The sequence below is a fragment of the Gemmobacter aquaticus genome, from assembly GCF_007859075.1.
Taxonomy (GTDB): Bacteria; Pseudomonadota; Alphaproteobacteria; order Rhodobacterales; family Rhodobacteraceae; genus Gemmobacter; species Gemmobacter aquaticus.
On sequence record NZ_VOAK01000026.1, the window covers coordinates 153,234 to 163,480 of the forward strand.

8 protein-coding genes and 1 tRNA gene are annotated in these 10,247 nt (G+C 61.8%); 2 read left to right on the forward strand and 7 right to left on the reverse strand.

Features of this window, described 5'->3' with window-relative positions; genetic code table 11:
- Positions 1-44 precede the first annotated feature (44 nt).
- Together FQU74_RS18505 and FQU74_RS18510 are read right to left on the reverse strand one after the other, a co-directional pair.
- Positions 45-1,085, reverse strand: a complete 1,041-nt coding sequence (locus FQU74_RS18505; RefSeq protein ID WP_146287951.1) for a glycosyltransferase 61 family protein — start codon at positions 1,083-1,085, stop codon at positions 45-47.
- 86 nt (positions 1,086-1,171) lie between these two features.
- The gene (locus FQU74_RS18510) at positions 1,172-2,305 is read right to left on the reverse strand and encodes an SGNH/GDSL hydrolase family protein (RefSeq protein WP_146287952.1); all 1,134 of its coding nucleotides are present in this window, start codon (positions 2,303-2,305) and stop codon (positions 1,172-1,174) included.
- Positions 2,306-2,608: 303 nt separating this feature from the next.
- Here FQU74_RS18510 and FQU74_RS18515 point away from each other — a divergent pair, with 303 nt between their 5' ends.
- Positions 2,609-3,796 carry a porin gene (locus FQU74_RS18515; protein WP_146287953.1) on the forward strand — a complete coding sequence of 396 codons (1,188 nt, stop codon included), beginning with the start codon at positions 2,609-2,611 and terminating at the stop codon, positions 3,794-3,796.
- Positions 3,797-4,009: 213 nt separating this feature from the next.
- Here the strand turns inward: FQU74_RS18515 and FQU74_RS18520 are convergent, their stop codons facing one another.
- The 5 genes from FQU74_RS18520 to FQU74_RS18540 all read right to left on the reverse strand — a co-directional run bounded on the left by FQU74_RS18520 (position 4,010) and on the right by FQU74_RS18540 (position 9,641).
- Entirely contained in the window at positions 4,010-5,575 is a 1,566-nt protein-coding gene (locus FQU74_RS18520) for a CRTAC1 family protein (protein ID WP_146287954.1), read from the reverse strand.
- The gene (locus FQU74_RS18525; RefSeq protein ID WP_146287955.1) at positions 5,572-6,894 is read right to left on the reverse strand and encodes a vanadium-dependent haloperoxidase; all 1,323 of its coding nucleotides are present in this window, start codon (positions 6,892-6,894) and stop codon (positions 5,572-5,574) included. Before FQU74_RS18525 ends, FQU74_RS18520 begins: the two co-directional genes overlap by 4 nt.
- An 83-nt stretch (positions 6,895-6,977) precedes the next feature.
- Positions 6,978-7,313 (reverse strand): ArsR/SmtB family transcription factor, encoded by a 336-nt coding sequence (locus FQU74_RS18530; protein WP_146287956.1) that lies wholly within the window; start codon positions 7,311-7,313, stop codon positions 6,978-6,980.
- An 84-nt stretch (positions 7,314-7,397) separates the two neighbouring features.
- Positions 7,398-7,898 (reverse strand): flavin reductase family protein, encoded by a 501-nt coding sequence (locus FQU74_RS18535; protein WP_146287957.1) that lies wholly within the window; start codon positions 7,896-7,898, stop codon positions 7,398-7,400.
- 171 nt (positions 7,899-8,069) lie between these two features.
- Entirely contained in the window at positions 8,070-9,641 is a 1,572-nt protein-coding gene (locus FQU74_RS18540) for a trimethylamine methyltransferase family protein (RefSeq protein ID WP_146287958.1), read from the reverse strand.
- Between the two features lie 334 nt (positions 9,642-9,975).
- On the opposite strand from FQU74_RS18540, the gene FQU74_RS18545 reads away from it, so the two are divergent.
- Positions 9,976-10,065 (forward strand) — tRNA-Ser (locus tag FQU74_RS18545).
- Positions 10,066-10,247 lie beyond the last annotated feature (182 nt).

Genomic DNA, 10,247 nt, shown 5'->3' on the forward strand with positions numbered 1-10,247 from the left:
GGTCAGGGAACACAGTCCGGACGGGTTGTCCGGCAGAAAAGAGGTCAGTCCAGCAAATCGAGGGTTCGGGCGATTTCATCAAAGTCGGCTTCGTAATCGCCGCCACTGCCAGAGGCTACGACAAAGGCAAAGCGCAGGCTCTGCCGGTCGGTAAAGATCTTCAGCGGCACGGCCATGCGGTCAGGGGGCTGAATGATCAACAAGGTGCTGCCCGGCGGCATGACGGCCACGCCATTGGTCAACTGGCTGCCCTCGACGCCCGCGACGACACGCGCACCGGCACAGGCGGCAACGATCTCGTCGACCGTGGCGGCGAGCGGATCAATGACGCGAAACCCGCGATCCCGCTCCAGCCGACTTGCGATCTCCATTTCGTTGCGCAGCACGCGCCGCGCGCCGGCTGCCCCGCGCAAGAGAAACACGCCGGGGCTGGGCTCGGGGCTGAGATCGCCAATCAACTGCTGGCGCATCGCCACCCCGCGCGAGGCCTTGTGACGGTTTGGCGCAAGGTCGTCGAACAGGAACAGTTCTTCAAAATGCGCATCGTCAAGGCGGCGCGGTGTCATGCCGAGCATGGATTCGAACTGCGACATGTTCCCGGGTTGCGGCTGACGCGTCGCCACAGGCGCGCCCGTATCGGCCGCAAGCTGATAGGTCAGGCAATCGTCCATCAACCACATGCCGAACCAGCGGTTGCCATTCCAGCTTTCATAGATCGCCCCGGACAGGGTCTCGCGTCGGGTTGGCATCAACGGCCCGCGCCACTTGCGGGGGCGCAGGTGCATCTCGGCGTTGCGGTGATAGAGCACCCCGTCCACCAGATCGACATCACGCAACCGATAGCCCATCGTAGGTTGTAGCTTGATGTCGTAATTCCCCCTGCAGGCTTTCAGCGTCGCGGGAAGATCGGCAAACTCTGTCGTGCGGATTCGGTCGAGTTGATCGGGCAGAAAGATTGCCGGGGGCTGCCACACAGTTTCCGAGGGATAAATCTCCCATTTGTCCAAGGCAAAATCGGTCAAGGCGGGCGACTGCTGCCCTGCAAGTCGACGAAGTCGATTGGTGACTGGCTTAAAAAATGTCATGTCGGAATCTTTCCGGAAATTACGCCGACCTTAGCGCAGTTTTGCGAAGGTTGGAAGAAAAGCGATGTGAAATCAGGGGCAAAAGGTCAGAGATCGAGCTTGGCCTTGATGGCATCGATCAGCAATTGGGCAATAAGGATGTGATCGTTCTCGGATGGATGCCAATCACAGCCCCCTCGGTCGAACTTGGGAAGTGGCAGCAGAACCGTCGCGATACCGGATTCGCCAAGCTCTGCGGCCGCTTCCTCGTGTGCGCGGCGGATGTCAGGCCCATATTCGTTGAATGCCAGCAGGATGATCTGGGCCTCGGGTGCCGCCTCGTGTCGCTGGCGAACAAAGGACACGAGGGATCGGGTAAAGTCGCTGCGCAGGGATTCAGCATCGCTCCACTGCTCGTCCTCGTGCAATGCAGCGACGAAATCGTTTGAACCAAGCCCGATCACGATCACCTGTGGCTGCGGTAGAAGCGGGGCTGCCGGATAGAGGGTGGCCATCGTGCGCCCCGGATCCGAACCATCGTAGTTGCGTACGAGGCCGATGCCGGAACGCGCGATCATCCTGTAGTCCGCGCCCAACTGCGCGGCGACGCGCGGGCCGAAGGACCTGCTGATGTCGGTTGCCAGGAAGACCGTCTCGGCCGTGCAGGCCTGGCTGATCACGGTATTGCCGTAGCCCACGGTATCGGAATCGCCGATGAACTCGATAAGCATGGGTGATGCAGGCGGTGGGGGCAGGCCATCGGTCCCAGTGGGCAGAAAGAAGCCGCCAAATCGCGCCGGGCTGGTGCTCTCGCTGATCTTGACCACGGTGATGTCGTGGTGGTCCCGGGCAAGGCCAGCGAGTTCGATCCCCTGATCCCCGGGGCGTGTCACGATCGCGGCTGGTTGCCCGTCGATGTCGATCCGATAACGATTGACGGAGTCGTCAAACAGTAGCTGGAGACCGGTACCCGAGAACCGCGCCCGCCATTGCACGCCGGGCCACACATGCCGCCAGCCCTCCGCGTCGCCCTCAGCTGCACCGATCACAAGCGGAGCAAGCCGGGGCAGGGGCGAGACCGCAGCGGCGGGCCGCGGCGTCAGCTGCACCGCATCCGTCAGCACCTCGATCGTCGGAGGCAGGGGAAGTGCGAGGGGCGTGGGGGGGCGTGATACCGTGACCCCCGCAAGGGTCGCCGCCAGCGTCAGGGCGATCGCCGCAACTATCGTGCGTCTGCGCATTCCGCCCTCCGGACCATGGTCTTGACCGTGATAGCCCGGAACACAGCCTTCGGGCAAGGCGTGCATGTGCGCGCGTTTCGGCGCGAAATCAACGGGATGACTGCTGGCAGATCAGCCTCGAGCGACCCAAGGCGCTTGTTTGAACGGCAGAATCGTGGTTGGCTAAAGCGAGAAGGTTTGCCTTCAGGCAACTGCGCGGCGACTTCGGGTTCCATTTGAAATGCGGGTCTGCCCACCCTGAAGCCAAGGTGCCTTCCCTGAATTGAACGTAAAGCCGCACATGTACTGGCATTGGAGAGAAGCATGACCAAATCGATCACCGTTCACTGCCTGTCATGCTTTCTGATGCTGGGGGCCTCTGCCGCCACCGCGCAAGATGTAGCCGATGGTGACTTCGACTATGATGCGGCAATCGAGGATCTTCCCATCGAATCCGAGGTCTATGGGCCTGCCACGACCTTTACCAACCAAAGCGGCGGTGAGGTCAACTTTTACGGCCAACTCAATCTGGCTTACCAGAGCTTCAACGATGGGGATGAGACGACCAGCGGGATCGTCGATAACGGCAACTGGAACGCCCGGCTCGGCTTTACCATCACCCAACCGCTGGAGAACAGCACCATCCGATACCGCTTTGAAACCGGCCTCGGGCTGCGCAACAGCGCCGCGATCTCGCAAGAGTTCGAGCCCGACTGGATCGATTGGCAGCGCACCTCTTTGCGGTGGTTCGAGGCGGCTTTCGACACGGAATACGGCACACTGTCGTTGGGGCAGGGCAGCACGGCTTCGGACGGCACGGCCGGGCTCGACGACTCGTTCACATTCCAGGCGGGCGCCACGGATTCGTCTGATGGCTTTGGCTCGTTCCGGTTCCGCGACGGGAACGGGGATCTGACGGATGTCACCGTGGGGCAGGTGAACAACAGCTTTGATGGCGCGCGGCGGTTCCGCGTTCGCTATGACACCCCGGTGTACGAGGGGGTGATGCTCTCCACCTCTTATGGGCAAAACATCCTGACCTCGGGCGACGACACCGACTACTATGATGTCGCCATCCGCTGGACCGGAGATGTTGGCGATTTCTCGGTGCGTAGCGCGGCGGGCTATCAATGGCTGGATGATCCGAATGGCGAGAATACCCGCAGGCTTGCGGGCTCGGTCTCGGTTGTCCATGCCCCGACGGGGCTGAACTTTGCCTTCTCGGCAGGTGAGCAGGTCGACGGGGCCAATTACATCTGGACCCGACTGGGCTGGCAGACCAACTATTTTGCCATGGGCCGAACGAACCTTTCGGTGGACTATTACAAGGGCAACGACTTCCTGTCTGACGGGGCCAAGACCGAAAACTACGGCATCTATGCCGTCCAGACCATCGATGCGGCTGCGGTGGATGTCTACGCGGGCTGGCGGCGCTTTACCTATAGCGACCAGTTGGGAGGCAGCTATCAGGACGCAGAAGGTATTCTAGTTGGCGCACGGTTCTTCTTCTGACGGATGATTGTCGCCACCTGCCGACCTATCCTTTTCGACAGGTGGCATTCATCCACGGTTCATCATAGAATCAACTTGCTTTCTGGGAGTGCGCTTGTCGCACCGCATCATTGGACGTGCGCGTCCGGAGATCGCAGTAGTCGAAGCTGATGCTTCAGCACGGCGCCCAGAGAGCACTTTATCTACCCATGGCGATTTCGGACCATGCGCGGCCTAGTTGGCCGCGCTGGCCGTTCCGTCGCGCGGCAGGGTCCAGACACGGTCCGCCGCCAGAGTCTGCCACGCGCCCTCGGTCCCGTCCGGCCAGAGGACACGAACCTCGGCATCGGGCGCATCCATCAACCCAAAGTGCAGCGGGCCGGACTGACCCGAGCCGTGACCGCCGCCGACCGTGATTTCGTGCCGCTGTGTCACGCCATTGGCACGCACCTCCACCCAAGCATTGACGGCATGCAGATTTGGCGCGGGCTGCTGCGGATCGATGGCGATCCAGTGCCGCGGCTGGCCGGTGCCCTGATTGCGCCAGATCTCCACGCCGGCATTGCGGTTGACGACCACCAGATCCAGCCAGCCATCACCGTTCAGATCGGGCAGGGCTGCCCCGCGTGCCGTCAGCATCGACGCCACGCCCGCCCTCTCGCCCGACTCGGTAAAGGTGCCGTCGGCATTTTGCAGCAGCAGGTTGTTGGGGTCACTCTGCGCAAAATCAGGCATCTCGGACACATTGCCCTTGGCGATGAAGAGATCGAGGCGGCCGTCGTTGTTTACATCGGCAAACTGCGGGTGCCATGCGGTTGATGGGCGGACATCGCCACCGGTGTAGGGGCGTTGCGCGTGGGCGCCCTTGGCAAAGGCCACATCGGCGTATTGCGGCAGGATCGGCGCGGCCTTGGGCGCTTTCAAGGCTTGCAGCTTGTTGTCAGCCATCGAGGTCAGGAAGTATTCAGGGTAGCCGTCGAGGTCGAGGTCCGCACCCGCTATGCCCATGCCCCAGATACGCAGGCGCTGCCAGCCCTCGGCTTCGGTATAAAGCCGGGGTGGTTCGCCCGGCTGCAGGTGCCAGAGTTGTTCCTGCCCGCCTTTGTAATACTCGCGATCGTTCGAGATACGCAAAGCCGGCACGCCAGAGCGGTTCCAGTCGGTGAACAGCATCGAGAGCGCGCAGAACGATGGCGTCAGCGCAACGGGCGGCGCCAGACGGTCACCCTCGGGGCGGTGCAGCCAGTTTTCGGTGCAGGCACCCCAAGGGAAGGCCTCTTCCAACGGGTCGATGTAGTTGCCTACTGCCAGCGTCGGCAGGGGTTGCCCCGCCTCCCATGTGGCGGCAAAGGCGGTTGACCATGCCGTGCCGCCGTCAAAGCCCCAAGCCTCGTTGGCGCGTTCAAAGCGGCAATCGCCCAAGCCCCGCATCAGCATGTTCTCACCCTGCCGCAGGACCGCCAGATCCATCTTTCCGTCGCTGTCGAAATCAAGCGGCCATGCGCCAGTCACGGCATCAACCTCGGCCCCGCTGGTGCCACGTTCGAACGACAACGCGCCACCTTTGACGGATGTGTTGCGCCATAGGCTGGCCGCACCTGCGCCCCCGGCAAAGTAGAGGTCGGGCAACCCGTCATCCGAACAGTCGAACGCCGCGACGCCGCCGCCGACCATGTATTCCCACTCGCCGGTGAAGCTGTGCGCGACCCCGCCGGTCTCGGCCAGAAAGCGCGGAACCTCGGGTGCATCAGCAAGGGCGGGGGAGGCGAGGACCGTTAGGGCAAGTGCTGTGCGGATCATTGGAAGGTCACCAGTCGGTTGACGAATTCGCCGACGCATTCGCCCTGCGACAGGCCGTTCTCGATCGCGGCGCGGAAATGGATGCCGCCGTAAAGGCGCGAGATTGCGGCCTCTTCGGCGGCCGCATGAAAGCTGGGGAACGTGCGCATTGGCAAGCCGTCATCGACATGCGTCACGTCATCGAAGGCAAAGTTGTCACCGAAGATCGCAGTCAGAACCGACGCTGCCGCACCTGACTGCGTGCTGTGCCCTGACGGATATTCGGGGAAGGGGGGAGTGATGAGCAGCGGCTCGAAGCTTGGGTCAATGTGGCGGCGGATGTAGGTGACAGGACGGACAAGGTCGAACTGGTACTTGGCTTGCCAGCAGGCGATAAACGCGTCGGACACTGCGATCCCGAGACGCGCCAGAGCATCTGCCAGCCGATCTGCGGGCAGGTCGTCCCGTTGCGTGATCTCTAGCAGGATCGCGATCCAATGACCCGGCGGGGTCGGCGACAGCATCGGATCATCCGACCAGAAGCGCGCAATCAGTTTCTGTTCGGCCGTCAGATTGCGCACGGTCTCGTAGACCTCGACAGCCTGTACATGAAACTCTGACGCTGGCGCTTCGCTGTATTCGGGCGGCGCGGACAGGCCGCAGGCATCGGCAGAGGGCATCGCCATCGGCCGGTTCTTCGGCCAGTCGGGCAGAAGCGGCGCCTGCTGTTGCACGATCTTCGAGGTGGGTTCCCAGTGACCCGGCTGAGTGCCCAAGGCCCAGGTTTGCGGGAAGCCCATGTTCTCGACCACCTCGCCCCCATCGCTGCGCGCCCATTCGATGATGTGAAGCGCCACGTCGCGCCCGTGTTCAAGGCTGCGGGTGACAACATCCTCGGCCATGCCTTCAGCCACACGTTCGGCAAGGCGGCTGTCCATCGCGCGCATCGCACGCTGCCCGGTTGGGCCTGTGTTGCCGAAATAGTGCCGCACAGAAAATGCCATGGCGCCATGCATCGCGGCGGCTGGATCAATTCCCGGCGCTGTTGGCGCGGGCGGGGCGGTCAGGGCATTGACCTGTCCCGCAAGGCTTTTGCGGTGATCGGGGGCAAGTCCGGCCAGTACTTCCCACGCGGTAATCCCCGTGCAGGCAAAGGCACGCGCAGCAACCGGGGGCGAGTAAGTCGCGGTGTGACGCACGAGTTCCAGAACAAGGCGGTTCCACGTCAGCAGCACATCACGTGTCAGCGCGTCCCGATCTGTAGCCTCTGTCGCCGCAATACCGGGAACAGGCACCAGACCGGCCAGAACAAGGCCGGTGAAAAGACGACGGGACAGCATGGCAACTCCTCCGGTTTGCGCTAACGGAGGATTGCCCGGATCATCATGCGGGGTCAAATGCCAAGTGTGCCCTTTACCAAGGGTCAGCAGGCGCCACTTGGTTTGCAGAACATCTCATAGACCATGCCGATCGCGGTCGCGACCTTGGGGTCCTGAATCGAGTAGTGCATGGTCTTGCCATCGCGCCGGCAACTGACCAAACCTTCAAGACGCAGCCGCGCCAACTGCTGGCTGACCGCCGCTTGACGTGACGACAGAAGTTGCTCCAGCTCACTGACGGTTTTCTCGCCCGATTGCAGATGGCACAGGATCATCAGCCGGCCCTCATGCGCAAGCGCCTTGAGAAAGCCTGCGGCTGCAGTGGCCTGGGCCAGCATCTCGTCTGCGGGAAGGTGCGGGGTGCCGGGTGCGGGGGGCATGGTGGGGGCTGCCGTAGGATGGTTCAATTTATATCAGAATATGTATATGAAATCGGGATTGCCAGTGCCCCAAGGCGTCGCAGGTCAGCCACCATGCGCAAATCCGCCGTAGGCCCCCTGACTGAAGACCAGTGGCGCCCCTTCACGCATGCCAAAGCGCAGAACGCGGCCCACAATGATCAGGTGATCGCCCCCGTCATGGGTGGCATGCTGCACGCAATCGAATCGCGCAAGCGCGTCGCGGAACTGGGGAACGCCCTCGACCGATACGTCGTGATCCAGCCCGTTGAACCCTTCGCCGTTACGCGAGAAGCGCTCGATCAGGTGGAACTGGTCGACCCCGAGGATGTGGATCGAAAAGAACTGTGCATCCCGAAAGTGGCAGAACCGCGAGGCCGACCGGGCAGGCGACCACAGAACCAGCGGCGGATCGAGTGAGACCGAGGCAAAGCTGTTGGCCGTAAAGCCCATCGGCCCTTCGACCCCGGAGGTAGTCACGATGGTGATCCCGGTGGCAAATCGGCCAAGCGCATCACGGAATGCGCGGCTTGAGACAGCTTCCGGGCTCATCACAATGTCTTTCATCTGTTCAGTCTTGTTGTGTCTGCGGCATCATGTTCCTTCGATATAGGATGAATTGAGGCAAGATCGAGCCCATTCCGCGCCTGATGCGGGGTTGAGGTGTCGATGCATCGCTGTTGCGGCCTGCCATGCCCATCGAACGGGCAGCGGGCAAGCCCCTTGGGCGTGTACCGATCAGTACCACATGTCAGGCATCGAGGCCTTGCGCCGGGCGATGAAGTCTTGCAGTGCCTCATCGGTTGCGGCGTCGATCGGCGGGGCTTCATATTCGGCCAGCAGCTTTTTCCACCGCGCATTGGCGCGTTGGGCATAGTCGAGCCCGCCCTGTTCGTCCCAGGTCTCCCACGGCTGATTGTCGTCGAGCGCGCTGTCCCAGTAGGCGGTCTCATAGTGGCGAAGCGTATGCTGGGTGCTGAAGAGGTGCTGGCCCGGGCCAAGCTCTGCCAAGGCATCAAAAGCCAGCGTGTCGTCGTTGACCTCCATCCCGTCCAGATAGGCGTGCAATGCGCCGCACATGTCGGTGTCCATCACAAGCTTTTCGTAGGACATCGACAGAAGGCCATCAAGGAAACCGGCCGAGTGCAGGACATAGTTCGCGCCGCCCTGAATGGCTGACATCATCGACATCATGCTTTGCTGCATTGCCTGACCATCGGGCAGCTTGGATGTACTGAAGTTTCCGGCACAGCGCAGAGGCAGGTTCATCCGCCGCGCGAGTTGCCCCATGACCAACGAGCCGATCGCAGGCTCGGGCGTGCCAAAGGTTGGGCTGCCCGACCGCAGCGACATGGACGAGAAGAAGCTGGCCAGAATGGTAGGGGCGCCGGGCCGCACCAGTTGTGTCAGCGCACAGGATGCCATGCTTTCCGCCAGACCCTGCGCCACCATTCCGGCGGTCGTCAGCGGGGCCACCGCGCCGCCGAGAAGGAAGGGCAGGTGGATCGACCCCTGATTGGCGGCCGCATAAGCGCGGATGCCGGCCGTGGTCACGCCATCCAGCACAAGCGGTGAGGTTGTGTTGAAGTTGCCCATAACCACACAGTTCTGGTCAACAAAATCGGCGCCAAACAGGATCCGGCACATCTCCACACTGTCCGCCGCCCGTTCCGCCGCAGTAATCGAACCGAGGAACGCCCGGTCGGAATAGCGAATATGGGCGTAGACCATGTCCAGATGGCGCTTGTTCACGGGCACGTCGGTTGGTTCGCAGACCGTGCCGCCCGAATGGTGCAGCCAGGGTGAGGATTGCGAGAGCTTTACGAAGTTCTGGAAGTCTTCGATGGTGCCGTAGCGGCGCCCCCGGTCCAGATCCATGACGAAGGGGGATCCGTAAGAGGGCGCAAAGACGACGTTCCTGCCGCCGATGCGCACCGAATTGGCCGGGTTGCGGGCGTGCTGGGTGAACTCGGCGGGTGCGGTCTTAAGGATCTCACGCAGCATTCCGGGTTCAAACCGAAGACGCCAGACGCCCTTGGTGACGGCATCAACGCTGGCGCCGGCCTTGCGATAAAGCTCCATCGCCTCGGCGTCGTCACGCAGCTCGATCCCGATTTCTGCAAGGATGCGGTCTGCGGTCGCTTCGATACGGATCAGGCTTTCTTCGGATAGGATGTCATAGGTCGGGATGTTGCGTTGGATGTAGGGGCGCCCCGTGCCAGCCGCAGCCTGCGCCCTGCGGTCCCTCCGTGCCCCACGCCCACCACGCTGCGGTTTTGCTTCGGCTATGCCCAATACATCGCCCGACATCGCTGTGCCTTCCATAAGTATTGCGCAAGGCTAATGGATCATGAAATCTCCGTAACGCAGGAAAAAGTTCATGGAATTGATAATCAGACGTTATGATTTCTCGGCATGACCTCTCGTCTGCTTACCCTTGATCAGAGTGCGAGGCGGCTGAGCGAACATCTGACAAAACCCATAGTTCGACCAAGGCCGCGACCTGGCCTGCACCTATGGCGTGCGACGGCCCCAAGAGCACTCACCCCGGCCTACAAGTCAGCGAAAACGGATCTGGCCGGCGCACAAAATAGTGAAACATCCCCTTGAACCTTTGCCGCGGATCGGCTTAAACGCGCAGGACGGAGAGGTGGCCGAGTGGTCGAAGGCGCACGCCTGGAAAGTGTGTAGGCGGGGAACCGTCTCAAGGGTTCGAATCCCTTTCTCTCCGCCAAAAAATCTTCTCACATGACACAATTTCTGTAGATATCTCAACGAGATGCCCACTTTTCCTCGGGGTGTCGAGAGTATCGCGTCTTGTTTTGCTCCGCAAATTGCTACACATTTTGCTCCACATGTGTTGATGGGGTGTCGATGTGGCGATCATGCGGCGGGGGAAGGGGCTGAGTCTGCGCA